At 65.6% G+C, this 20,479-nt stretch carries 20 protein-coding genes; 10 read left to right on the forward strand and 10 right to left on the reverse strand.

What is annotated here, in order from left to right; genetic code table 11:
- The first annotated feature begins 34 nt into the window (after nucleotides 1-34).
- Nucleotides 35-1,189, forward strand: a complete 1,155-nt coding sequence (locus AB0L82_RS13025; RefSeq protein ID WP_364634607.1) for a helix-turn-helix transcriptional regulator — start codon at nucleotides 35-37, stop codon at nucleotides 1,187-1,189.
- Between the two features lie 146 nt (nucleotides 1,190-1,335).
- A complete protein-coding gene (locus AB0L82_RS13030) occupies nucleotides 1,336-1,737 on the forward strand; it encodes a hypothetical protein (protein ID WP_364634609.1) in 402 nt (133 codons plus the stop codon).
- A gap of 9 nt (nucleotides 1,738-1,746) precedes the next feature.
- On the opposite strand, the gene AB0L82_RS13035 is transcribed toward AB0L82_RS13030, so the two are convergent.
- Both AB0L82_RS13035 and AB0L82_RS13040 read right to left on the reverse strand, forming a co-directional pair.
- Nucleotides 1,747-2,148 (reverse strand): PPOX class F420-dependent oxidoreductase, encoded by a 402-nt coding sequence (locus tag AB0L82_RS13035; RefSeq protein WP_364634612.1) that lies wholly within the window; start codon nucleotides 2,146-2,148, stop codon nucleotides 1,747-1,749.
- 99 nt (nucleotides 2,149-2,247) lie between these two features.
- Nucleotides 2,248-3,144 (reverse strand): LysR family transcriptional regulator, encoded by an 897-nt coding sequence (locus AB0L82_RS13040; protein WP_364634615.1) that lies wholly within the window; start codon nucleotides 3,142-3,144, stop codon nucleotides 2,248-2,250.
- Nucleotides 3,145-3,219: 75 nt separating this feature from the next.
- On the opposite strand from AB0L82_RS13040, the gene AB0L82_RS13045 reads away from it, so the two are divergent.
- The 3 genes from AB0L82_RS13045 to AB0L82_RS13055 all read left to right on the forward strand — a co-directional run bounded on the left by AB0L82_RS13045 (nucleotide 3,220) and on the right by AB0L82_RS13055 (nucleotide 6,191).
- On the forward strand, nucleotides 3,220-4,722 hold the full coding sequence (locus AB0L82_RS13045; protein WP_364634618.1) for an MFS transporter: 1,503 nt from the start codon (nucleotides 3,220-3,222) through the stop codon (nucleotides 4,720-4,722).
- Nucleotides 4,723-4,791: 69 nt separating this feature from the next.
- Nucleotides 4,792-5,601: a metalloregulator ArsR/SmtB family transcription factor gene (locus tag AB0L82_RS13050; RefSeq protein ID WP_364634621.1), complete on the forward strand. Its 810-nt coding sequence runs from the start codon at nucleotides 4,792-4,794 to the stop codon at nucleotides 5,599-5,601.
- Nucleotides 5,598-6,191 carry a dihydrofolate reductase family protein gene (locus tag AB0L82_RS13055; protein ID WP_364634624.1) on the forward strand — a complete coding sequence of 198 codons (594 nt, stop codon included), beginning with the start codon at nucleotides 5,598-5,600 and terminating at the stop codon, nucleotides 6,189-6,191. Before AB0L82_RS13050 ends, AB0L82_RS13055 begins: the two co-directional genes overlap by 4 nt.
- A gap of 8 nt (nucleotides 6,192-6,199) precedes the next feature.
- On the opposite strand, the gene narI is transcribed toward AB0L82_RS13055, so the two are convergent.
- From narI to AB0L82_RS13085, 6 genes are all read right to left on the reverse strand, one after another.
- The gene (gene narI, locus AB0L82_RS13060) at nucleotides 6,200-6,928 is read right to left on the reverse strand and encodes a respiratory nitrate reductase subunit gamma (protein WP_364636043.1); all 729 of its coding nucleotides are present in this window, start codon (nucleotides 6,926-6,928) and stop codon (nucleotides 6,200-6,202) included.
- A 2-nt stretch (nucleotides 6,929-6,930) separates the two neighbouring features.
- Nucleotides 6,931-7,569: a nitrate reductase molybdenum cofactor assembly chaperone gene (narJ, locus tag AB0L82_RS13065; protein WP_364634627.1), complete on the reverse strand. Its 639-nt coding sequence runs from the start codon at nucleotides 7,567-7,569 to the stop codon at nucleotides 6,931-6,933.
- Nucleotides 7,566-9,230: a nitrate reductase subunit beta gene (narH, locus tag AB0L82_RS13070; protein WP_364634630.1), complete on the reverse strand. Its 1,665-nt coding sequence runs from the start codon at nucleotides 9,228-9,230 to the stop codon at nucleotides 7,566-7,568. Before narH ends, narJ begins: the two co-directional genes overlap by 4 nt.
- Nucleotides 9,227-12,913, reverse strand: a complete 3,687-nt coding sequence (locus AB0L82_RS13075) for a nitrate reductase subunit alpha (protein WP_364634633.1) — start codon at nucleotides 12,911-12,913, stop codon at nucleotides 9,227-9,229. The genes narH and AB0L82_RS13075 overlap by 4 nt, the downstream gene beginning before the upstream one ends.
- 126 nt (nucleotides 12,914-13,039) lie before the next feature.
- Nucleotides 13,040-13,609, reverse strand: a complete 570-nt coding sequence (locus AB0L82_RS13080; protein WP_364634635.1) for a DUF308 domain-containing protein — start codon at nucleotides 13,607-13,609, stop codon at nucleotides 13,040-13,042.
- 81 nt (nucleotides 13,610-13,690) lie between these two features.
- Nucleotides 13,691-14,827 carry an epoxide hydrolase gene (locus AB0L82_RS13085; RefSeq protein WP_364634638.1) on the reverse strand — a complete coding sequence of 379 codons (1,137 nt, stop codon included), beginning with the start codon at nucleotides 14,825-14,827 and terminating at the stop codon, nucleotides 13,691-13,693.
- Nucleotides 14,828-14,888: 61 nt separating this feature from the next.
- Here AB0L82_RS13085 and AB0L82_RS13090 point away from each other — a divergent pair, with 61 nt between their 5' ends.
- Together AB0L82_RS13090 and AB0L82_RS13095 are read left to right on the forward strand one after the other, a co-directional pair.
- Nucleotides 14,889-15,881: a YafY family protein gene (locus AB0L82_RS13090; protein ID WP_364634641.1), complete on the forward strand. Its 993-nt coding sequence runs from the start codon at nucleotides 14,889-14,891 to the stop codon at nucleotides 15,879-15,881.
- Between the two features lie 121 nt (nucleotides 15,882-16,002).
- Nucleotides 16,003-17,316, forward strand: coding sequence for a cytochrome P450 (locus tag AB0L82_RS13095; RefSeq protein ID WP_364634643.1), 1,314 nt, complete (start codon nucleotides 16,003-16,005; stop codon nucleotides 17,314-17,316).
- On the opposite strand, the gene AB0L82_RS13100 is transcribed toward AB0L82_RS13095, so the two are convergent.
- Nucleotides 17,303-17,719, reverse strand: a complete 417-nt coding sequence (locus tag AB0L82_RS13100; RefSeq protein ID WP_364634646.1) for a MerR family transcriptional regulator — start codon at nucleotides 17,717-17,719, stop codon at nucleotides 17,303-17,305. The two genes, AB0L82_RS13095 and AB0L82_RS13100, sit on opposite strands and share 14 nt — an antisense overlap.
- Nucleotides 17,720-17,817: 98 nt before the next feature.
- On the opposite strand from AB0L82_RS13100, the gene AB0L82_RS13105 reads away from it, so the two are divergent.
- The gene (locus AB0L82_RS13105) at nucleotides 17,818-18,771 is read left to right on the forward strand and encodes an MBL fold metallo-hydrolase (protein WP_364634650.1); all 954 of its coding nucleotides are present in this window, start codon (nucleotides 17,818-17,820) and stop codon (nucleotides 18,769-18,771) included.
- Here AB0L82_RS13105 and AB0L82_RS13110 read toward each other — a convergent pair.
- Nucleotides 18,755-19,384, reverse strand: a complete 630-nt coding sequence (locus AB0L82_RS13110; protein ID WP_364634653.1) for a DUF4232 domain-containing protein — start codon at nucleotides 19,382-19,384, stop codon at nucleotides 18,755-18,757. The genes AB0L82_RS13105 and AB0L82_RS13110 overlap by 17 nt on opposite strands.
- Nucleotides 19,385-19,482: 98 nt before the next feature.
- Between AB0L82_RS13110 and AB0L82_RS13115 the strand changes: the two genes are divergently transcribed.
- Together AB0L82_RS13115 and AB0L82_RS13120 are read left to right on the forward strand one after the other, a co-directional pair.
- A complete protein-coding gene (locus AB0L82_RS13115; RefSeq protein WP_364634656.1) occupies nucleotides 19,483-20,091 on the forward strand; it encodes a GNAT family N-acetyltransferase in 609 nt (202 codons plus the stop codon).
- 87 nt (nucleotides 20,092-20,178) lie between these two features.
- Complete coding sequence (locus AB0L82_RS13120) at nucleotides 20,179-20,454, forward strand: YggT family protein (protein ID WP_364634659.1); 276 nt, start codon at nucleotides 20,179-20,181, stop codon at nucleotides 20,452-20,454.
- The last annotated feature ends 25 nt before the right edge of the window (nucleotides 20,455-20,479 follow it).

Raw genomic sequence — 20,479 nt, forward strand, 5'->3', positions numbered from 1 at the left:
CCCATGCACCCGCGTACAGCCTTAGCCTGGATTCATGAGCGGGGATGTCGGGCAGTACCTGCAGTCGGTGCGGAAGCGGCGGGGATTCACCCAGCGTGAGCTCGCCGAGGCGTCGAGGGTTTCGCTGTCGTTCATCCGCAAGCTCGAGCAGGGTGAGCGGGACGATGCGCGGATGGAGACGCTACGCAGACTCGCGGTAGCGCTGGGATGTCCATTGACAACGCTGCTGGGCCCTGCCCCAACGCCCCCGGTAAGCAGGGATGGTGAGTTGTGGGAGCCGACTCGCGTTGCCATCGCGGCGATGGAGCCGAATGAAAATGCCGATTCCAGCGGCACATTGGCGGGATCATTGGCGGCTGCGGTGCAGCTGTATCACGACAACCGGTATGAACGGCTGGCACAGGTGCTCCCGAGGTTGATCGATGAGGGGCGAGCGGCCGAGCCCGTGATTCGGTCCAGAATTCTCCAATTGGCTGGTTCGGTGATGGTGCAGACGCGGCAGTTGCGGCCCGCGCGGATAGCGCTCGAACAGTCGGTCGCCGATGCCGAGAGGACCGGGAACGCAGTCGATTCCGCGTCGGCGATTGTCACCCTGTGCTGGCTGATGATCGTGGAGCGGCAGTTCGACGCGGTGCGAGAACTCGCGACGCGATGGGCGGATCGGATCGAGCCTCGGTTATCCGTGGCGACCGAACGAGAGATATCGACATGGGGTTGGCTGCTGCTGCGCGGCTCGGCAGCGGCGATTCGCGATAATCGCCCCGATGAAGCCGACGATATGATGCGGCTCGCACAGGCCGGCGCGGTGGTCATGAAGCGCGATGTCGGTGGCTATCAGGACTATTGGACTAGGTTCGGCCCTGCCACCGTCGCCATGAAGCGCGTCGAGAACGCCGTCGTCGATGATCAGCCGGATCTCGCGCTGCGGCTGGCCCGTGAAGTTCCGGCGGGTTTGCGCCCCACATCGGACAATCGCAACCGGCACCTCCTCGACGTCGCCTCCGCGCATCTGGAACTGAGACGTCCCGACACCGCGTTCGATGTCCTGCGGCAACTCTCGATAGAGGCCGGTCCATGGTTGGCGGAACAGCGCCTTGCCCGAGACCTCATGGGCAGACTGATCGCCGAGCGGCGCACTCTGACCGCGGAGATGCGCCACCTCGCCGACCTCATCGATCTCGAGTACTGACCCTCGCGCATCACAGCTCGGCCAACGGCCATGTGGCACTTTCGACTGGTGCACCACGCAAGTGCCATTGCCGGTGGACATGTTGGCGGACAAGCTGATTCCGAACGACGGATCAATATCGATCCCCGCACGGAAGGATGCGCCCCATGCTCGAGATCCCTACCGCAGTCGGATTTCTGCGCAGCGATATTTCCGAATCACGTCGTCAATGGGACGAAGGCCGAATCAAGAACCTCGCGTTCAGGCTTGGATACGATCTGCGGAAGATCGTCGTCTTCGGGCCGCATACCGATCGTCCCATTCATCGGTTACGGGTGCTGGTGTCGCGGCTCGACATCGATGCGATCGTCATTCCGAACCTCGAACATCTTGGGGGCGCAGCCCCCGATGAAATTGTTCAGGTCGCCGATGTGATCACGGTTGAACCTCAGGAAACGTACGCACGGTGGGTTATCGCCCCGACAAGCGAGACTGCGAGCGGAATGGATGAGAGTGCGCTTGCCGGGCCACAACGGGATGGCCGGAGTGGCAGCAGCGCACCCTCATGACCCGCTCGGTCAGTCGCGGGAGACGGCGTGGCCGTAGACGCCGGTGGGGCGGATGGCGAGGGCTACGCGGTCCTTGGCGTCCGGGGGCACTACCGGGCCGTTGTTGTAGCGCTCGGAGAGGCGGGTGTAGAGGGCGCCGGTGGGGTCGTCGTCGATGTGGTCGACCACGCCTCGGATTTCGAGGTAGCGGTAGGGGTTGTCGGGGTCGAAGATCGAGATGGAGACCCGGGGTTCGTGGGCCAGGTTCTTGAACTTCTGGCGGTAGTTGGTGTGGGTGAACCAGATGAATTCACCATCCCAGACGAACCACATCGGGTTGACCTGGGGTGCGCCGTCCGGGCGGGTGGTGCCCAGGCTGGCGTAGACCGGACGCTCCAATAGGTCTTGGGCCTTTTCGGGAATCTCGACCATGATGTACCTCCGCTCGGGGTGGGCAGTTGCGTTGTAATCAAACCGCATTGGGGGTGCGGGTGATTCCTCGGGTTGCGGCGGAGATGTACGGGGTCAGACCTACGCGTCGAGCGCGGTGCGAATCGTGTCCCGCAGCCAGCGCTGTGCCGGATCGGCGTCGAGTCGCGCATGCCACAGCAACCGGACCTGAACCTCCGGCAGCTCCGCCGGAATGGGAAACCAGCGCAGGCCCAAGGCTTTTCCGTACTGCTCCGCCAGCCGCCGCGGCACGAGCCCCACATAGCCGCTCGACGCGACCAATAGGGCGGCGACCGCTGAAGTCGGGACGACCGCGGCGACCTGACGTTGCAACCCCTCGGCTTCGAGGGCGTCATCGAGCGGTCCGCGTGCCCGGCCCCGCCGGGAGGACGAGACATGCGGGTACTCGCACAGTTCCGCCAGCGTCGGCTGCGAATCCCGCCCGAGTGGACTATCGCCTCGGACGATTCCGACGATCCGCTCCCGATACAGCGCCGCGGTCCGAATATCGGGTGCCGCATCATCACCCGCGCCGATATCCAGATCCACCGACCCGTCGCGCAGCGCCTCGATGCTCTCATTGCCCTCGGTGACGAAGCGCAGCGTCACCCCCGGAGCGGCCGCCGCCGTAGCCTCGACCGCCGCCGTCACCAGCGTCACCGCGATACCGTCATTGATGCGAATGGTGAAGGTGCGCTTCAGTTTCGCGATATCGAATTCGTCGGCACTGATCAGCGCCGCCGCCTGCTCCAGCAGTGACCGCACACGAGGCGCGGTGCGCAGCGCGAACGGAGTCGGCGCCATCCCGCGACCCGCGCGCACCAGAATCGGATCGTTCATGGCGCGACGCAACCGCCCGAGCGCGCGACTGGTGGCCGGAATCGACAGGTGCAATCGCTCGGCCGCCGAGGTGACGCTCGCGTCCTGGAGCAGCGCGTCGAAAACACGCAGCAGGTTCAGATCGATCTGCTCGGGCATGATTGCATCCTAGGCAAACAACCCTTACCAAAGTTGCGTGGCACGCATACACCCCTGGTCCATAGCGTGAATCGCATGGCACTGAACGATCTGATTCGCGATCAACCACCCGTTTCGCGGTTAGCCCGCCCGGTCTCGCAACACGGCCTACTGGCGCTCATGTGCGCCTGCGTCGTACTCGTGGTCGGGATGGTCGCCGCCATCAATCTCGCGGTCCCGATGCTGGCCGCCAGCGGTATGCGTCCCTCGGCCTCGGCCCTGGTCTGGATTGTCGACACCTATGTCATCTTCTTCGCCTGCCTGGTGATTCCGGGCGGCGCGGCCGGCGATCGCTTCGGCCGCAAGGGCGTATTGCTCACTGGGCTGGGCCTTTTCGCGGTGGGCGCGCTGCTGTCGGCCATCGCCCCGAATATCGCTCTGCTGCTCGTGGGACGTGCGATCACGGGAGTCGGCGCGGCCGCGGTGCTGCCCAATACCCTCGCGATCCTGCTGCACGCGGTTCCCGTCGAACGCAGGGGTGCGACCATCGCGACCTGGGCGTCGATGACCGGCATCGGCGGTGTCGTCGGCAATGTCGGTGGCGGAGCGATCCTTTCGGGCGGTTCCTGGCGCTGGCTGTTCACCGCCGCCGTGCCGATCGCGGTGCTGCTCGCCGCCCTGGCGGCCCGGATGGTGCCGGTGTCCGAGCGTCATGATCGCCGCCTGGACTGGCTCGGCACGGTACTGCTGGTCGCCGCCTCGGTGGCGCTGCTGCTCGGTATCGTCCAGGGCCCGGAATCGGGCTGGGGCAGCCCCCTGGTCATCGCCGGATTCGCCGGTGCCGCAGTACTGTTCGCGCTCTGGACACTGGTGGAGCTGAAAGTTGAGCACCCACTGCTCGATCCCCGGCTGTTCCGCCTGCCCGCGCTGCGCAGCGCGAGCCTAGGCATGACGGCGGTATTCTTCGGCATGTTCGCGCTGTTCTATGTGAACGCGTCATTCCTGCAGTACGCCAAGGGATTCGGGGTGTTTCGCACCGGCCTCGGCATCATCCCGCTGACCATTCCGATCATTCTCGGCGCGCGCCACGTGGGCCGGGTGACCCAGCGCATCGGCATGAACGCCACCGTCACCCTGGCGTTCGCCTTCGTCGGCGGCGGCCTGCTCGGCCTCTCCACCAGCGGTGAGCACACCGCCTATCCGGAATACGCCGCCTGGCTGATCGTGACCGGAATCGGTGTGACACTGGCACTTCCCACATTGTCCGGAGCGATCGCGGGCGCGCTGCCCCCGACTCAGGCCGGTGTCGGGGCCGGATTGCAGGCGACCACCCGCGAATTCGGCAGTGCGCTCGGCGTCGCGGTCATCGGCACCATTCTCACCGGACGATTCGCCGCCGCCCTGCCCGGCGATATCCGGGCCGCGCACGACCCGCACACCGTCGCGCAGGCGCTGGCCGCCGTGCCCGGTCGTGCGCCGGAGGTCATCACCGCCTTCGTCTCGGGCGCGGATCTGGGCCTGCGGGTGATCGGCGTGAGCGTGCTGATCCTCGGGGTGTTGGTGCTGACGGAGTCCCTGCTGTCCCGTCGTGGCCGGTAGGCGCCCTGCTCGGAATTGATTTCCAATATTCCTTGACAAGAATATTCGCTTTGGAGAATACTTCTTGGCATGGAGCAGATCGCAGCAGCACTCGGAGACACCGCGAGGTGGCGCATAGTCGAACTCCTCGCCGAACGTCCCCGATCTGTCGGCGAACTGGCCGAGTCCACCGGTCTGCGCCAGCCGCAGACCACCAAACATCTACAGTCACTGGCCCGGGCGGGCCTGGTCACCGTGTTCCCGCTCGGCCAGCGACGCGTCTATGCCCTCGAGTCCGCTCCCCTGCGGTCGCTCGAACAGCGCCTGCACGGGCTCATCGAAACCATCGACGCCCACTCGGATGAGCGAGATGTGCTGGCGCGCTATCGCGCCGCCATCGAATCGGAGTCCGAACTCGCGAACCGCGAGCGCTGGGCGGACGGGCGCGAGTTCACGTTCGAACGCACCCTGCCCGTCGCACCCGACACCGTCTGGCACCACTGGATCGAGCCCGAACTGCTCGAATCCTGGTGGGCACCAAGCACGATGACGATCACCGACTGCCGAATCGAACCCCGGTCCGGCGGCGATGCCGTCCTCGAATACCTCGATGCCGACGGCCGCCGCTATCGCTCACAGGGCCGTGTGCACACCGCGCTCGAACCCGAACACCTGGTCTTCGACCTGTCGGTACTCGACGCGACGGGAGCCGTCTCGTTCACCGGCAACTACGACCTCACCCTGACCGCAGCCCCGGAAGGCACCCGGCTGCGGCTCGAATTGACCATCACCGACACCGCCGTCGAGGCCGTCCCCTATATCGCCGGGATAGAAGCCGGCTGGAGCCAGGTACTCGACAACCTCATCAACACCACCACCGATAAGGAAGTACAGCCATGACCACACGTAAAGTCACCGCGAATATCGCCATCACCCTCGACGGCCGCTACAACGGCCCGGGCGGCCCCGGCGATCTGGGCTCGATCGTGCGCTACGCGGCCACCGACGCCTCCCGCGATCACATGACCCGCATGTGCGAGAACGCCACCACCGCGGTCCTGGGCCGCGGCAATGCCCAGGGCTTCATCGGCTATTGGTCGACCGTGGCCACCGACGACAATGCCGACCCCCGTGATCGCGGCTACGCCAAGTGGCTGGTCGACAGCGAAAAGGTGGTGTTCTCAACGACTTTGACCGAAGCGCCGTGGGACCGCGCCCGCGTGGTCAACGCCCCGACCGCCGAGGCCATCGCCGAACTCAAGGCCGAGGGCACCGGCGATATCCTCGTCAACACCAGCCCCAGCATCCTCAAGCCGCTACTCGCGGCGGACCTGGTGGACCGCCTCTACCTGATCATCTGCCCCGAGATCGCGGGCGGCGGCGACCGCCTGTTCGAGGACGGACTGCCGGGCTCACAGTGGGCACTGACCTTCCAGCAGGTCGGCGAACAGGGCGAGGTCGCCGCGATCTACGACCGAGTGCGCGGATAACGTCCCGCCTACTGCACTCGTTCCCAGCCGCGCGGCTGCGCCTTGGTACCGAGACCGGTATTGCGGCTGCGGTAGACGATGTATGGGCGGGTCAGGTAGCCGACCGGTGCGGAGAATACGTGCACGAGGCGGCTGAAGGGCCAGAAGGCGAACAGCGCGCAGGCCGAGAGGGCGTGCAGGCGGAAGCCCAACGGGGCGGAGACCATGAGCTCGGGCTTGGGCTGGAAGTAGAAGATGGACCGGAACCACGGGGAAATGTCCTCGCGGTAGTTGTGCGGATTGCCGGTCAGATTGCCGTACAGGGTCGCACCTAGGCCGAGTAGCAGGGTCAGCCCCAACAGCACGTACATGATCTTGTCGTTACGGGTGGTCGCCGAGAACACCGGGCCGACCGTGCGACGGCGGTAGATGAGAATGAGCAGACCCACCACCGTCGCCACGCCCGCCACCGCGCCGAGACTGAAAGACGCCGCGTGATACATGCTTTCGCTGATGCCGACCTGCTCGGTCCACGATTCCGGAATCACCAGGCCGATCACATGGCCAAGGAAGACGAACACGATGCCGTAGTGGAACAGCGGACTGCCCAGGCGCAGCAGGCGGTTCTCGTACAGCTGTGAGGATCGGGTGGTCCAGCCGAACTTGTCATAGCGATACCGCCAGATCAGCCCGCCTATGCAAATCGCGAGCGCCGCATACGGTATGGCGACCCACAGCAGTACATCGCTGGCGCTCAGCGTCATCGACGGCCTCCGGTCATCTGTGGCATATAGGTGGGCGGGGCGAACGGTTCGAGCCCGACATCCTCACCGGGCGGTCCTTCGGCGATGAGCCGGGCGATGGCGGTGCTCTCCTCACCGCGCAGCGGCGGCAGCGTCGCGGACAGCGAATCGAGCACTCCGGCCCACGGAGAACCCGCCTCGCGCAAGGCTTTTCGCATGACCTCGATACCCGCGCGGTGCTCGCACAGCAGTTGTCCGCCGGGTTCGGGGTGTGCGGCCGCGAACTCCAGCACGACCGCGAGATGATCGGACAGTTCACCGTCGTCCAGCTCCATCCCGGACGCGCGATACAGCTGTTTGAAGCGCAGCAGCGCCATCCCCCGCTTGCGGGTGTCGCCGTACAGGAACCAGGTCAGATACGGGCTGAACCGCTTGCGATGATCGAAGGTGTCGACGTACTCGGTCGCCAGCGCCAGCGGTGCACCGCGCTCGAGATGATCGAGTAGCGAGCGCAGCGGCGCACCGACCGGTTCGGGCAGCGCCGCTGTCGTGCGGCACAGCAGCGACAGCGAATCCAGCAGTCTCTCATCGGGATACGCCAGCAGCAGCGATTGCACCTGCCAGGCTCCCGAGCGCATCGAATCGGTCAGCTTCATTTGCGATGCCTTCCGCCGTTCGACTGCGGCATGAGCCCGTCCGGTGCGCCGCGGCCGTCCCAGTTGAGCAGGTTCACCCGGCCCGAACCCGCCATACTCGACGGACTGTCCGCGGTCTGCCGGTCCTGCAACATGCGGAAGTTCTCCACCGCGACCGGTGTCGGCTGCCCGGAACTCTCACCGAACGGCCCCCACCCGTTCATACCCGGACCGCCGTCGTAGTCGAGACTGCAGTCGGTGGCCAATTCCTCCAGCCCGTGCGCCTGTTCCGCGTGCGCGGTCGGAATGACATAGCGCTCTTCGTATTTGGCGATGGCGAGCAGCCGGTACATATCGTAGAGCGATTCCTCGGTCATCCCGACCCGCTCGGCGATCTCCGGACGCGACGGGCGGCCCAGATTGATATCGCGCATATAGCTGCGCATGGCGGCCAGGCGGCGCAGGACCGCGTCCACGGGTGCGGGATCGCCCGCGGTGAACAATTCGGCCAGATACTCCACGGGAATGCGCAGCGCGTCGATGGCGGCGAAGAGATTGCCGTGATCCTCGGCATCGTGCCCGGTATCGCGCAGCGCGTCCACCACGGGTGACAGCGGCGGGATGTACCAGACCATCGGCACCGTGCGGTATTCCGGATGCAACGGCAATGCCACCCGATACTTGCGAATGAGCGCGTACACCGGTGAATTCTGTGCCGCCTGCACCCAATCGCGCGGCATGCCCGCGCGTTCGCACGCGGCGATCACAGCGGGGTCGAAGGGATCCAGGAACGCCTCGCGCTGCGCGGCGTACAGATCCTTCTCATCCGGCGTGGCCGCGACCTCGGCGACGGTATCGGCGTCATAGAGCATGACGCCGATGTATCGCAGTCTGCCGACACAGGTTTCGGCGCATACCGTCGGCAGCCCGACCTCCACGCGCGGAAAGCAGAACGTACATTTCTCGGCTTTACCGGTGCGGTGATTGAAGAAGATCTTCTTGTACGGGCACCCCGAGACGCACATGCGCCAGCCGCGGCACTTGTCCTGATCGACCAGCACGATGCCGTCCTCTTCGCGCTTGTAAATCGCGCCGGACGGACAGGACGCCGCACAGGCCGGATTCAGGCAGTGCTCGCAGATGCGCGGCAGATAGAACATGAAGGTGCGGTCGAATTCGAACTTCACCTTATCGCCGACCTGTTTGAGCAGCGGGTCTCCACCGGTGAGTTCCGGTGCGCCACCGAGGTTGTCGTCCCAGTTGGCCGACCAGGTGATCTTGGTGTCCTTGCCGGTGATCAGCGACTTCGGCCGCGCCACCGGGGTGTGCTGCTGTACCGGCGCGGTGGTCAACGTCTCGTAGTCATAGGTCCACGGCTCGTAATAGTCCGAGAGCTCCGGCAGAATCGGATTGTCGAAAATGGTGAACAGCTTGTGCATTCGGCCGCCGCCGCGCAGCCGCAACCGGCCCTTGCGGGTCAGCTCCCAGCCGCCGCGCCAGCGATCCTGATCCTCGTAGGTACGCGGATATCCCTGTCCCGGACGGGTTTCCACATTGTTGAACCAGACGTATTCCACGCCCGCGCGATTGGTCCAGGTCTGTTTACAGGTCACCGAACAGGTGTGGCAGCCGATGCATTTATCGAGGTTCATCACCATCGCCATTTGCGCCATGGGCTTCATCGGTACTGGACCTCCTGGCTCCGACGGCGGATTACCGTCACCTCATCGCGCTGATTGCCGGTCGGGCCGAGATAGTTGAAGGCGAAGGACAATTGGGCGTAGCCGCCGATCAGATGCGTCGGCTTGATGAGCAGCCGGGTCAGCGAATTGTGAATGCCGCCGCGCTTACCCGAGGATTCCGCGAGCGGGACATCGATGAGCCGATCCTGGGCGTGATGCATGTACACCGTGCCCTCGGGCATGCGGTACGACACCACCGCGCGGGCCACCACCACGCCATTGCGGTTGACCGCTTCGATCCAATCATTGTCCGCGATACCGAGTTTCGCGGCATCGAGGTTCGACATCCAGATGGTGGGCCCGCCGCGCGACAGGCTGAGCATGAGCAGGTTGTCCTGATACTCGGAGTGAATAGACCACTTCGAATGCGGGGTCAGATACCGCAGCGTGAGCCCCTGCGCGTTCTGCTCACCCAACCGCGGTTCGGCGAACAGCGCGGTCATATTGAGCGGCGGCCGGTAGACCGGCAATTGCTCGCCGACCTCCTGCATCCAATCGTGGTCGAGATAGAAATGCTGGCGGCCGGTCAGCGTGTGCCAGGGCTTGTTCCGCTCCACGTTCACCGTGAACGGCGAATAGCGGCGGCCGCCGGATTCGGAACCGGACCACTCGGGTGAGGTGATGACCGGGACGGGCGCGACCTGGGTATCGGCGAAGGTGATGCGCTTGCCCTCGTGTTCGGCGGCGAGATCCGCCAGCGCCGTCCCGGTGCGCCTCTCCAAGGTGCGGAAACCCTGAGTCGCCAAGTGGCCGTTGGTGGTTCCCGACAGCGCGAGGATCGCCTCGCAGGCATTCACATCGCGCAGCAGGGACGGCCGCCCGTCACCCGGTCCGCCGTGCACCAGACCATTGGCCCGGCCGAGGTATTCGATCTCCCGCTCCACCTGGTAGGTGATGCCCTTGGTGGTCGCCCCGAGCTTGTCCAGTAGCGGCCCCAGCGAGCTCATCTTGGCGAATACGGCGGAATAGTCGCGTTCGACAACCGTCAGCCGCGGCATGGTCACGCCCGGAATCGGTTCGCACTCACCGGTTTTCCAGTCCCGCACGATGCCGTGCGGATTGGCCATCTCATCGGGGGTGTCGTGCAGCAGCGGGGTCGCGACCAGATCCTTGCGCACCCCGAGATGTTTGCGCGCGAGCTTGCTGAACTCCTCGCCGATGGTCATGAACGCATCCCAGTCGGTGCGGGTCTGCCACGGCGGCGCGATGGCCGGGCTGAACGAGTGCACGAACGGATGCATATCGGTCGAGGACAGATCATGCTTCTCGTACCAGGTGGCGGCGGGCAGCACCACATCGGAGAAGATGGTGGTGCTGGTCATCCGGAAGTCCAGCGTGACAAGCAGATCCAGCTTGCCGACCGGGGCCTCGTCATGCCAGACGATGTCCTTGGGCCGGGCTTCGGGTGGCGCTTCCTCGGCGCGCAGCGAATTGTCCGCGCCCAGTAGATGTTTGAGGAAGTACTCATTGCCCTTGGCGGAGGAGCCCAGCAGGTTCGAGCGCCAGATGGTGAGCAGGCGCGGGAAGTTGCGCGGCTCGTCCGGATCCTCGCAGGCGAACCGCAGATCCCCCGATTTGAGCTGCCCCACAATGTGATCCGCCGGTGCGACCCCGGCCGCCTCCGCCTCGTCGACCAGATCGAGGGGGTTGCGATCGAACGTCGGGAACGACGGCATCCAGCCCATGCGGGCGGTCTGCGCAATCAGATCGGCGGTCGAGCGGCCGGTGAACCGGCCCGCCCCATTGGTCGTCGTGAGCGCGTCCGCGCTGAACGGGTCGTAGCGGTACTGATCGGTATGCAGATACCAGTAGGCGGTCTGGATCATCTGCCGCGGCGGTCGCGTCCAATCCAGTGCGTTGGCCACCTGCGCCCACCCGGTCACCGGGCGGCACTTCTCCTGGCCGACGTAATGCGCCCAGCCGCCGCCGTTCACACCCTGGCATCCGGTCAAGGTGGTGAGCGCCAGGAACGTCCGATAGATGGTGTCGGAGTGGAACCAGTGATTGGTGCCCGCGCCGAGCAGAATCATGGACCGCCCGCGCGATTCCTCGGCATTGGCGGCGAATTCGCGGCCGATCCGGGCCGCCACCGTCGCCGGAACACCGGTGATGGTCTCCTGCCAGGCGGGTGTGCCGGGCTGGGTGGCGTCCTCGTATCCGGTGGGCCACTCCCCCGGCATGCCCGGGCGATGCACGCCGTACTGCGCGAGCATGAGATCGAGCACCGTGGTCACCAGATGCCCGCCGATGGTCCACGCGGGCACCCCGCGCACGATCTCGCCGGCCGAACCATCACCGGTGTCGAAGCGCGGCAGCGACACCTGCACCGCGCCCTGACCGTCCATGGTCAGCAGCGGTTCCACATCGTCGAGCTGCAGATTCCATTTCCCCGCGCCCGCCTCGCCATAGCGGAAGCCGAGAGAGCCGTTGGGCACCAACGGTTTTCCCGCACCATCGAGCAGCACCGTCTTGAACGCGGCATTGGGTTCGTCCGCGTACTCGGGCAGATCCGCGGCGGTGAGGAATTTGCCCGGCCGGAAACCGTCCGCGCTGCTGTCCAATCGCACCAGGAACGGCAGATCGGTATAGCGGCGCACATACTGCTGGAAGTACGGCACCTGCCGGTCCACGAAGAACTCGCGCAGGATCACATGCCCCATGGCGAAACCGAGCGCACCATCGGTGCCCGGATGCGGGGCCACCCACTCATCGGCGAATTTCACATTGTCGGCGTAGTCCGGTGCGATCGAGACGACCTTCTGACCGCGATAGCGCGCCTCGGCCATCCAGTGCGCGTCCGGGGTGCGAGTCACCGGGACATTCGAGCCCCACATGATGAGATAGCCCGCGTCCCACCAGTCCCCGGATTCCGGGACATCGGTCTGATCACCGAAGACCTGCGGTGAGGCGACCGGCAGATCGGCGTAGAAATCGTAGAAGGACAGCATCGCGCCGCCGATCAACGATATGAATCGCGAGCCCGCCGCGAACGAGGCCATGGACATGGCCGGAATCGGCGAGAACCCGGCGATGCGGTCCGGCCCGTACGCCTTGATGGTGTGCACATGCGCGGCGGCGATGAGTTCGACGGCCTCGTCCCAGCTGGTGCGCACCAGGCCACCGCGTCCGCGCAGACTCTTGTAGCGCCGCGACAGCTCCGGATCCGAGATGATCGATTCCCAGGCCAGCACCGGATCTCCGGTGCGGCGCTTGGCTTCTCGATACAGCTCCAGCAGAATTCCGCGAATGTACGGATAGCGCACCCGGGTCGGCGAATAGGTGTACCAGGAGAACGCCGCACCGCGCGGGCAACCGCGGGGCTCGTATTCGGGACGGTCCGGACCGGTGGAGGGGTAATCGGTGGCCTGGGTCTCCCAGGTGATGATGCCGTCCTTGACGAACACCTTCCACGAACACGATCCGGTGCAGTTCACCCCGTGCGTAGAGCGCACCACCTTGTCATGGGACCAGCGGTCGCGATAGAAGTCGTCCGCCTGCCGACCACCCCGCAAATACTCACTCCGCAAATCCGGGGACATCTCGGTGCGAGTGAAGAAGCGCCGGGAGCGGATGAGCGCCTCGGTCAATTCGCCGTCGAGGGCATTTCCGCTGCTGCGCGCCATCTATCCCGCCTCTCACCAGGACCGGCGGCGGACTCCGTCGCACGGTCGGATCCCACGAGTTCACGAATAGCGGAAACCGTACCGGCAAACATGCGGCAATTAGGGAATTTCGACGGTGTCGGTACGTCAGGCGGTGACGCCGACCCCGGTGTGCTCGACTCGCGCGGCGGTCCAGATCTCGCTGGCCCCGAGCAGCGCGGTGCACAGACCGACTGCGATGGACAGCGAGACGATCGATTCGAACGGCCCGACCGCGACCACCATGCCCACCCCGGCGGTGACCAGTCCGATGATCTCCTGCCAGCCCGACCCCACGAACTCATCGGACCAGGCCGCGGTGATCGCCAGCACCACACCGCGGACCATCCAGCCCATTCCGATCCACAAGGCCAGCAACAACACCCACTGCCCGCTGTTGATGCACCACAGCGCCAGCAACAGCGCGGTCACTCCGCCGAGGAATTGCAGCACCTTGAGCGGAGTGGCGATATTCGCACCGAATGCCGCGATCAGCTGGAACGCGGCCGTGGCCAGCAGTACCAGCCCGCACAGCGTCCCCTCGACCGTCACAGACTTGTTCGGCCAGACCGCCAGCGTGATACCGACGCCGACCGAACACATGCCGGTGACCAGCAGTGCCTGCCAAGCCCAGTCGGCAAACACCGCGGTACGCCCCTCGATCCGATTGGTGGGCATAGCCGAATTGTATGACCGATTAGTCCAAGTCGCTGGAGGACAGGCAGATTCGGCATGTCCGCACCCGGTGCGGCGAACGCGTCAGCGCAGCTTACGGAAGAAATCGCGCAGATCGGCGGTGAGCAGGTCGGGCGTTTCCATCGCGACGAAGTGACCGCCGCGATCGAACTCCGACCAGTGCACGACCTTGTTCTTGTTCTCGGCCACACCGCGGACGGTCTTATTGCCGGGGAAGACCGCCACACCGGTCGGGACGCCGGAGTTCGGGACATCGGCTCCCCACTGACCGGATTCCTTGTACAGCAGCATCGAGGAACCGATGGTGTTGGTGAACCAGAGGGCGGCGATATTGGTCAGCAGCAGATCGCGGTCGATGGCGGCATCGGGCGTCGGTTTCGCGGGATCGCAGTAGGTGTTGACCACATCCAGGATCCAGGCCAGCAGGCCCGCGGGCGAATCGGTGATCGCCGGGGCCAGCGTCTGCGGACGGGTGGAATGGATACCCGCGTAACCGGAGGTCTCCTGACTACTCCAATCCCGCATGGCGGCCAGCTTCTCCTGATCGGCCGCACTGTAGGCGGAGCCGTCATCGCCCCAGGCCGGAATGGTGATCGGGTCATTGAGATGGATGCCCGCGACATTTTCGTTAGCGATGCGACCCAGATGCGGGGCGATGAAGGAACCCGCGTCACCACCCTGCGCGCCGTAGCGGGTATAGCCCAGTGCCGCCATGAGTTTCGCGATCAATTCGGCGCTGCGCTCGGTGGCGGCCTGACCGGGCTCCCGGGTGGGACCGGAGAACGCGAAACCGGGCAACGTCGGAATGACAAGGTGGAAGGCGTCTTCCGGACTGCCGCCGTGTGCGACCGGATCGGTGAGCGGGCCGATCACCTCGGTGAAATCCTCGAACGGCCAGCCGTGCACCAGCACCAGCGGCAGTGCGTTCTCGTACTTCGAGCGAATGTGCAGGAAGTGCACGCGCTGCCCGTCGATCTCGGTGACGAACTGCGGCAGCCGATTCCGGGCCGCCTCGTGGACGCGCCAGTCGTATTCGGTGCGCCAGTAGTCGGCGATTTCGCGCACGTAGGCGGTGGGGATGCCGTAGTTCCAGCCCACGCCGGGCAGCTCATCCGGCCATCGGGTGGCGGCGAGGCGGGCATTGAGATCGTCGATGTCGGCGGCCGGGATATCGATGCGGAAGGGCTCGAAAGTGGTCATGACTCAACGATAGAAATCGGTTAGGTCAGACTTGGTCCTAAGCGCGTGCGAATCTGTAGGCATGCTCGAAACCTCGGCCCGGCTGTTGCGCCTGCTGTCCCTGCTGCAAACCCACCGTGACTGGTCGGGCGCGGAGCTCGCCGAACGGCTCGGCGTCAGCCCGCGCACGGTGCGCCGCGATGTCGATCGGTTGCGCGAGCTGGGCTATCCGGTCGACGCCATGCAGGGCACGGCCGGCTACCGGCTCGCCGCGGGCAGTCAATTGCCGCCGCTGCTGCTCGACGATGAGGAGGCCCTCGCCGTCGCGGTGGGATTGCGCACCGCCACCGGCGGCACGGTCACGGGGATCGAGGAGGCGTCGCTGCGGGCGCTGAGCAAGCTCGAACAGGTGCTGCCATCGCGATTGCGGCATCGTTTGCAGGGACTGCAACGATCGGTGGTGCGGGTGGAACCCGGTGCGCCGCGGGTGGAACCGGAGACGCTCATCGCGCTGTCCGACGCGTGCCATCGCCATGAACGGCTGCGCTTCGACTACACCAATCACGCGGGCGGACAATCGATCAAGGAGGTCGAACCGCACGCGGTGGTGAACTTCAACCTGCACTGGTACCTGGTGGCGTGGGATATCGCGAGCGGGAACTGGCGCACCTATCGGGTCGATCGGCTGCGCCCGCGCATTCCGACCGGGCCGCGCTTCGCACCCCGCGATCCGCCGGACGGTGATGTGGTGGCCTTCCTATCGCACCGATTGTCCTCCGCCAGTTGGCCGTATCGGGCCACCGTCACCCTGCATCGTTCGGCCGCCGAGCTCGAGGACCGAATCTGGAGCGGTATGGGCGTTTTGGAGGCCGTCGACGATTCGAGTTGCCTGCTGCACGTCGGCGCGGATTCACCGTGGGCGCTGTCCTGGATGATCACCTCGATCGATACCGATTTCACGGTCGTCGAGCCACCGGAATTGGTCGAGCAGATCGAGATATTGGCCCGCCGCTGCGCGAATGCGGTGGGGTCGAGGGTCGAACCCCGCTGCGTCACAGTGACGTTCGAGAAATAGGTATCGGCGCGTCGGGGTGCGAAGTCGCTTGCGCACTGCCGCCGATTCGCGCGGCGCTCTAGGCTGTAATGAGCGTCTCCGGCGGCCGCATCGCAGCGGCCCCAGCGAAGGGATCGGCATTGTGACCACCGCGTATCCACCGGGCCCCCGGTTGCCGAGGATCGTCCAGACGACACTGTACGCAAAGTGGCGCGGTGCGCTATTGCAGTCGGCGGCCCGCAAATACGGGGATACCTTCTCGCTGAAGTTGATTCCGCCGTACTCCGAGCACGTGGTGGTGTTCTCGCGGCCCGAACACATTCGCGAGATCTTCGCCGCCGATCCGGCCGATCTGCATGCGGGCGAAGGCAATCGGCTGCTGGTGCACATCATGGGCGAGCATTCGCTACTGCTCACCGATGAGGCCGATCACGCCCGCGCCCGGCGACTGCTCATGCCCGCCTTCGCCGGATCCTCATTGCGCGGCTACCGCACCCTGGTGGAATCGATCGCGAAATCGCATATCGATCGATGGGCGAACGGCACGACCGTCCCCACCCTGGACAGCATGAACGAGCTCACCCTCGACGTCATCATGCAGGTGGTCTTCGGTATGACCGATGAGCGCCGCCGCGGTGAGCTCGCACCGCGACTGCGCCGGATCGTGAATATCAATCCGATCATCTTCTTCGGCTGGAAATATCCGTGGCTCGATCGGCGCGGGCCGTGGAAGCGCTTCCGCGAGAACCAGCACGCCATCAACGAACTGCTGTACGGCGAGATCGCCCAGCGGCGCGCACATCCCGATCTCGAACACCGCGCCGATGTGCTGTCCCGGCTGCTCGCGGTCGGATCCGGGGAGAACCCCTCGGACACACCGCTTTCCGATGCCGAACTGCGGGATCAGCTCATCACCCTGCTACTCGCCGGACATGAGACCACGGCCTCGGCACTGTCCTGGGCCTGCCATGAGCTCGCGATGCATCCCGAGGTGCAGGACGCCGCGCGGCGGGCCGCGCACGACGGTGACGAGAAGTATCTGGAGGCCGTACTCAAGGAGTCCATGCGCCTGCGCACCATTATCGCGGGGACCGGTCGCAGGCTCACCCGCGATATGACCATCGGCGGGCAGGCCCTGCCCAAGGGCACGGTGGTGTCCACCTCGATTCTGCTGGCGCACAGCCGCACCGAGAACTTCCCGGACGCCACCGCATTCCGGCCCGAGCGGTTCCTGGACGGTTCGGTCACGCCCAATACCTGGTTGCCGTTCGGCGGTGGGGTGCGGCGCTGCATCGGTGCGGGCTTCTCGCTGATGGAGGGCACGGCAGTACTGCGCGAGATCCTCACCCGCTATCGCCTATCGCTGCCCGAGGGTGTCACCGGCGAGCGGTCCCGGATCCGGAACATCACCCATGTTCCGGCACACGGTGCACCGGTTCGGGTCACCCTGCTCTGAGCTGGCGCGGGAGTTCCGAATCCGCCCTGGTGAATTCGGAACACTCGGGACATTCGGCGATAACCGGATGACTGCACTCGGTCAGGTGCGCGAGAAAACGCTCGGTGGCCTGCAATAGCAGGACCTGCCGCTGGATCTCGGCGCGCTTGCCCGCGATCAGGTCCTGTCTGTCATCGCAGGCGCCGACACCCAATTGCCGGATCTGGCTCAGTGACAACCCGGTTCGCTGGAGCAGCCGGATGAGCCGAGCCACGTCCAGGGTGTTGGAGTCATAGCTGCGGTGTCCCGACGGGCTGCGCGGTGGATACAGCAGACCCACCGACTCCCAGTGCCGCAGCACATGCGCCTCGATCCCGAGTGCGGCCGCCGCATCGCCGATCCGCAGGTCCTGCGCCGTAGTCATCATTCGCCTCTTTACTTCATGTCGACGTGAAGTTTTAGCCTTTCGGCACTCCCGGCGACCGACCAAGGTTTCCGGGCACCGAACAGAGAGTGCAACCAATGTCGGATCCCGTGCGTTCCCCCAGTTTCGCCCAATGCTGCGCCGCGGCAACCGGTCTGCTGCGCGGTATGGTCCGTCCGCGCCCGGTCGACGAGCGTTTCCTGCGCTCGATCACCGATGCGGGCCTGCCCACCCCGAGCCGTACGGTCAAGGTCACCGCACTGGCGCAGGCACCGCGTTCGGTGCCGACGGCCATGGTGGTGGAGGGTTCCTTCCGGCCGCGCCGGATCGCCAATTCGCTGACCACATTCGTGGTCCAGCATCCGGATGCGACCTTCCTGGTCGATCCGAGCGTCTGCCTGGACGCCGAACACCGGGCCATCGCACAATTGCCCGCCGCATTGCGGGGCATAGTGCGCCCGCCCGCCGAAACCCTGGCGACCGTCACCGCGCTGGGCCTGGAACCCGATCTGCCCGCGCCGGATTTCGCATTGCCGACACATGCGCACTGGGATCACGTCTGCGGTCTGCTCGATCTTCCCGGACTGCCCGTCCACCTGCATCGACCCGAATACGAGTGGATCAGTTCGGGTCCGGTCGCACCGGTGGGTGGTGTCCGCGACTCGCTATTGGACCGTCCCGTCAGCCAATTCGAGCTGGACGGCCCGCCCGTGCTCACCTTCACCCGCAGTCGGGATTTCTTCGGTGACGGCAGCATCGTGCTGGTCGATCTACCCGGCCACACCCCCGGGAGCATCGGAATCCTCGCGTTCACCGAACGCGGCTGGATCCTGCTGGCCGGTGATGCGGCCTGGCATGAGTTGCAGGTCCAGCAGATTCGCCAAAAGTCGGCGTTCCCAGGCAATTTCGTGGACACGGACCGCGATCTGGCCTTCAAGACCCTGCATCGACTACATCTGGCGCGCGAGTTCGCCGCTGTGATCCCGACCCACGACCACGACGCCACCCGCACGCTGGCCACCGCATCGGATTCGGCTACTGCGGGGCGGTAACCGGATGAACCTGTAGGTGGCAGGTGTCGATCCGCGCGGCGACGGTCACCGTATCGGTGGTGTTCGGTGCGGTGACCCGCAGATCGGTGTAGGTGGCGCACTGGGTGCCGCTGTCGTCGAACGCGACGCCCTCGACGACGGCCTGCGCGCCGTGAGCGGCGTCGAGGACCACCGTCGGTGGAATGTCGGTACCGGAGGGGAGCCCGCCCATATATCCGCGCGGGGTGCGTTCGGCATGCAGTAGCGGACCACCGGCACCCGTATCGACCCCGGGATATCCGGTCAATGTGCACGCCCGGCTGTCCCGGGCGGCCGAGAAGTTCAGGCGCACACCGCGATGCCCCATACCGGGCGACATGATCGTCGCGTCCACCACGACCTGGCCGTTGCCACACGGCGCGGGTGCGGTGGAGGTGGTCGGCGGGGAGGTGGGCAGGACAGATGGCGCGCCGCCCGTGCTCGGCGAAGGGGAGACCCGGGCGGCGACCCCGGTGTCGCTGGGCGGCGGTGCCGACGAATGCCCGGAATCAGTCGAGTTGCTGGCGCATCCGGACAAGCCCAGTGCCGCGCAGCAGAGCGCAACTCCCGCGTATCGTGCTGTCCTCGTAGCCATTCCACTCCCCTGCCGTACCGCGGTCGATGTCCATATTGTCGCGTGCCGGCCACCCGGTGTTGCGGGCGCGAATCGGACACCGCCAGTACGGTGAGGAAATGGAGATCACCGTGCGTCAGGCCCAGCGTTCGGATATTCCCACTCTTGCCCGGGTACTCGGGATCGCCTTCGCCGATGATCCGATCGTCTCCTGGCTGCTACCCGATGACGCCTCCCGGGCGCGGCGCGCCGCCGTCATGTTCGCCACCCTGGCCAAATACGAGCGCATCGACCACGGCGGTATCGATGTCGCGATCGACGATACGGGGACCATGGTCGGCGCGGCCATATGGGAGCCGCCCGGTTACCCGGGTGATCGAAGTAGTCTGCGGGCGATGCCCGGATTGATTCGCGCATTTCGGAGCAGGGTCATCGCAGCCGGGCGCATGGCCGAAATCATGGCGACGGCGCATCCGCATGATCGGCCGCACTGGTACCTGGCCTCCATAGGCACGTTGCCCGCCGGACGGGGCAGGGGCTACGGCAAGGCGTTGCTCAACGCGCGATTGGATCGCTGTGATGCCGAAGGACTTCCGGCATATCTGGAATCCAGCAAGGCCGCGAACGTTCCCTACTACGAGCGCTTCGGTTTCGAGGTGACCGGCGAGATCGATGCCACCGACGGCGGCCCACTGCTGTGGCCGATGTGGCGCGAGCCCCGCACCTGACACACCGTCCGCTCAACCGTTCGGTGCGCGAACCGGGCGTTACGATCTGCGACATCGGCCGATCCGGCCACCACGAAGGAGTTGGTCATGAGTCTCATCGGCGGAGTGCTCGGATGGCTGTTGACGGCATTCATCGTGCTGATGCTCGCGCGCATGGTGCTGGATTGGATCGCGGTGGCGGGCAGCCCGCCGGACTGGGCGTACAAGGCACGGACCTTCACCCATAAGTGGACCGAACCGGTGATCGCACCCGTGCGCAAGGTGCTGCCGCCGCTGCGCGCGGGCGGGCTCGCCATCGATCTCGCGTTCACGATCGTTTTCATTGTCGCGCTGGTGCTGCGTTCGGTGGCGTTCAGCCTGTAGTGCGCCCGGAAACGGTGTGCTTCCG

Source organism: Nocardia sp. NPDC052001, from assembly GCF_040680615.1.
Classification (GTDB): Bacteria; Actinomycetota; Actinomycetes; order Mycobacteriales; family Mycobacteriaceae; genus Nocardia.

Bases quoted from the DNA above. Each gene is read 5' to 3' on its own strand.
- AB0L82_RS13025 (WP_364634607.1), top strand. From the start codon at position 35: ATGAGCGGGGATGTCGGGCAGTACCTGCAGTCGGTGCGGAAGCGGCGG.
- AB0L82_RS13115 (WP_364634656.1), top strand. From the start codon at position 19,483: ATGGAGATCACCGTGCGTCAGGCCCAGCGTTCGGATATTCCCACTCTT.
- AB0L82_RS13055 (WP_364634624.1), top strand. From the start codon at position 5,598: ATGACCACACGTAAAGTCACCGCGAATATCGCCATCACCCTCGACGGC.
- AB0L82_RS13040 (WP_364634615.1), bottom strand. From the start codon at position 3,144: ATGCCCGAGCAGATCGATCTGAACCTGCTGCGTGTTTTCGACGCGCTG.
- narH (WP_364634630.1), bottom strand. From the start codon at position 9,230: ATGAAGCCCATGGCGCAAATGGCGATGGTGATGAACCTCGATAAATGC.
- AB0L82_RS13075 (WP_364634633.1), bottom strand. From the start codon at position 12,913: ATGGCGCGCAGCAGCGGAAATGCCCTCGACGGCGAATTGACCGAGGCG.
- AB0L82_RS13085 (WP_364634638.1), bottom strand. From the start codon at position 14,827: ATGACCACTTTCGAGCCCTTCCGCATCGATATCCCGGCCGCCGACATC.
- AB0L82_RS13105 (WP_364634650.1), top strand. From the start codon at position 17,818: ATGTCGGATCCCGTGCGTTCCCCCAGTTTCGCCCAATGCTGCGCCGCG.
- AB0L82_RS13050 (WP_364634621.1), top strand. From the start codon at position 4,792: ATGGAGCAGATCGCAGCAGCACTCGGAGACACCGCGAGGTGGCGCATA.
- AB0L82_RS13120 (WP_364634659.1), top strand. From the start codon at position 20,179: ATGAGTCTCATCGGCGGAGTGCTCGGATGGCTGTTGACGGCATTCATC.
- AB0L82_RS13030 (WP_364634609.1), top strand. From the start codon at position 1,336: ATGCTCGAGATCCCTACCGCAGTCGGATTTCTGCGCAGCGATATTTCC.
- AB0L82_RS13110 (WP_364634653.1), bottom strand. From the start codon at position 19,384: ATGGCTACGAGGACAGCACGATACGCGGGAGTTGCGCTCTGCTGCGCG.
- AB0L82_RS13100 (WP_364634646.1), bottom strand. From the start codon at position 17,719: ATGACTACGGCGCAGGACCTGCGGATCGGCGATGCGGCGGCCGCACTC.
- AB0L82_RS13045 (WP_364634618.1), top strand. From the start codon at position 3,220: ATGGCACTGAACGATCTGATTCGCGATCAACCACCCGTTTCGCGGTTA.
- AB0L82_RS13090 (WP_364634641.1), top strand. From the start codon at position 14,889: ATGCTCGAAACCTCGGCCCGGCTGTTGCGCCTGCTGTCCCTGCTGCAA.
- AB0L82_RS13080 (WP_364634635.1), bottom strand. From the start codon at position 13,609: ATGCCCACCAATCGGATCGAGGGGCGTACCGCGGTGTTTGCCGACTGG.
- narJ (WP_364634627.1), bottom strand. From the start codon at position 7,569: ATGAAGCTGACCGATTCGATGCGCTCGGGAGCCTGGCAGGTGCAATCG.
- AB0L82_RS13035 (WP_364634612.1), bottom strand. From the start codon at position 2,148: ATGGTCGAGATTCCCGAAAAGGCCCAAGACCTATTGGAGCGTCCGGTC.